The sequence below is a fragment of the Desulfopila inferna genome, assembly GCF_016919005.1.
Classification (GTDB): domain Bacteria; phylum Desulfobacterota; class Desulfobulbia; order Desulfobulbales; family Desulfocapsaceae; genus Desulfopila_A; species Desulfopila_A inferna.
In genome coordinates this window covers 1-2208 of the sequence record NZ_JAFFQE010000021.1, presented here as the reverse complement: position 1 = coordinate 2208, position 2208 = coordinate 1, and the positions used below count along the sequence as shown (strand labels likewise).

The following is a 2208-nucleotide window of genomic DNA, read 5'->3' as shown; positions in this document are numbered from 1 at the left end:
TCATGGACTCCGCGTAACAAACTCTGTTTTTTCTATTGTTGTTAGGTTGTTACATGTTTCATTTTCTCATGTTTAAAAGTAAAAAGTCAAGGTCAACTCCGATGGTAGCCCCGCCAGTTGTTAGTGCGAGAATGGGCCGCTACTGCATGCTCGTCGGAGCATCTGGCAACTGGCGGGGCGGATTTTATCCTTTTCATTTGAAAAACTCATTTTTCATTACTCTATCCATCGCTTTGTAGTAGTCGTGTTGTGCCCTCATATTGGAAAGCTTGCTGTATCGCATAGTCTGTTCTATTTTGGAGTGCCCCAATAGTTCCTGGATTGTAACGATATCAGCCCCGGCGTTGAGCAAATTGGTTGCCATAGTGTGACGTAATTTATGGCAGGAAAGTGATATCCCGATCTTCTTCGAGTAATACCTGATGCGCTTCTGGATGCCACGAACTGAAATCGGCTTGCCTTTATGAATACCCTTTTCCACCAGGAAAATTTTTCCCTCCCTGGTTGGCTGTCTTACTTGTAGATAAGTGGCCAGTGCAGCTGCGGCATCATTACTGATGTAGGTTGTTCTATCCTTTGCTCCTTTTCCTCCACGTACAACAATCTGACTATTCTCATAATCAATGGCATCAAGGCTCAAATTGGCGACCTCGTCAACTCTGAGTCCGCAACGCAGCATGAGCATGAATAAAGCACGGTCTCGTTTTTTTGTTATAACCCCAAATAACAAATCGAGTTCGCTCTGTTTTGCATGCCTGGGCAGCGGTTTTGGTAGCCGTAATGCCATTCCTTTGAGGACAGGATTTTCAATAGATCGGCCTTCCTCTTCACGCAGGTAACGGTAAAAACTGCGGATAGCAACCAAACGTTCATTGACAGTCTTGGGCGCCACGCGCTGCTCCAAGAGGAGATCAAGATAACTCCTGATGTGGACTGAGGTTGCAGACTCCAGTTGTACAGGCAGCCAAACCAGAAAATGCTTTAACCGATACAAGTAGCTACTTACGCTTTGAGCGGAGTAGTTTTTTCTTTTCAAATACTTTTTGTAGTTGAGTATTGACGCGGCGATGTTCATAATGTCCTCCCTGCTCGATACGGCCCATGGCTTTGAAATACTCGTGCTCTCGGGTTAAATCCGTTATCCTGGCATAGCGCATGGTCATTTCGATCTCCTGATGACCAAGTAATTGCTGCAGAACTTCCAGGCGCATACCTGCATTAAGCATATCGGTGGCAAAGGTGTGCCGAAGACTGTGTAAGCTATACCCTTTATCCGATAGACCAGCACGATTGAGGATATTTCGCATAGCGTGCCAAGCGGCTACATAGGTTATACTTCTCCCTGGCGACCTGCCTGGAAAGAGGGATGTGGAGTTGCCTGGCCTTATTTTCAACCATTTTTTCAGTGCCTGTTTTGTATCTTCACCATAATACACCGCACGTCCCTGAAAGTTCTTCTCCCCCAGGTAGATCATGATCTTTCGCTCAGCAACACTGATATCGGATACCTGAACTTCCAGTAGTTCACCGATTCGCATTCCAGTCCGCAGTAAAAGCAAAATCAGAGCCCGGTCACGATCCGAGTGAATGGCACCAAGAAGACGCTGCTGATCCTCAGGAGTGATGGCACGGGGAAGTGCTTTGGGGAGTTTTATACGAATTTTTCGCTCCATGACTGTATCCGGTAAAACATCTTGATCAACCAGGTACTTGATAAAAGCGTAGACAATTCTAAGATAATTAACAACGGACTGCGTCTTTTGCCCTCGCTCCTGTTCATATCCTACAAATTTGCTGATATCCTGATGAGTCAGAGTGTAGATGTTTGTTTTTTTGCGCTCAAGAAAGTGTAGGAAATAGTGAATAACCCGGCCTGAATTTTTAATGGTGCTTATTGAGAGATCCTTGATGTACTTGTCATACACGTGCTGGGCGGCAAGGTCAGCTCCAGGTAAACCACTGCCTATTAATCGGGAACATGAGAGTTGAGCCCAATACCGTTTTTGAAAAGAACGATGGTTCCCCGGCTCAATATACCGGACTTCTGTATGACCACTCGGTAAGAACCTTTGATCAAAAGTGGTAAACTTAGTCGTATAGGTTACTTCGGTCATAATCGCCTCCTTTTTCTTTTACAGAAAAAACAGAGCGTTAATAACCTTAGTATATCATTTATAAGGCTGGAATTTTGTTACGTGGAGTCATGGA

Annotated in this window: 2 protein-coding genes; both read right to left on the bottom strand. The window is 45.0% G+C overall.

What is annotated here, in order from left to right; genetic code table 11:
- Positions 1 to 193: 193 nt before the first annotated feature.
- A complete protein-coding gene (locus JWG88_RS21240) occupies positions 194 to 1075 on the bottom strand; it encodes a tyrosine-type recombinase/integrase (RefSeq protein WP_205235824.1) in 882 nt (293 codons plus the stop codon).
- Positions 999 to 2114 (bottom strand): tyrosine-type recombinase/integrase, encoded by a 1116-nt coding sequence (locus JWG88_RS21235; RefSeq protein WP_205235823.1) that lies wholly within the window; start codon positions 2112 to 2114, stop codon positions 999 to 1001. Before JWG88_RS21235 ends, JWG88_RS21240 begins: the two co-directional genes overlap by 77 nt.
- Positions 2115 to 2208 lie beyond the last annotated feature (94 nt).